1 protein-coding gene is annotated in these 232 nt (G+C 72.0%); it reads left to right on the top strand.

Features of this window, described 5'->3' with window-relative positions:
- Nucleotides 1-20: 20 nt before the first annotated feature.
- Nucleotides 21-232: NTP transferase domain-containing protein (locus tag CVH10_RS24800; RefSeq protein WP_369336036.1), on the top strand; the 212-nt coding region annotated here is incomplete at its 3' end.

Raw genomic sequence — 232 nt, 5'->3', positions numbered from 1 at the left:
CGACCGCACCCGTCGCCGTCATCGTGCTTGCCGCCGGCAAGGGCACGCGTATGAAATCGGATCTGCACAAGGTGCTGCATCCCGTCGCGGGGCGCGCGATGCTGCTGCATTTGCTGGACAGCGCGGCGACGCTGACGCCCGAACGGACCGTCGTGGTGGTCGGCGCCGGGCGCGAGCAGGTCGAGGCGGCGGTCGCCCCCGTGGGCGCGGTGATCGCGCATCAGGCGGAGCA

It is taken from the genome of Halomonas sp. ND22Bw, from assembly GCF_003011945.1.
Lineage (GTDB): Bacteria > Pseudomonadota > Gammaproteobacteria > Pseudomonadales > Halomonadaceae > Halomonas > Halomonas halophila.
This window is presented reverse-complemented; position numbering and strand designations above follow the sequence as displayed.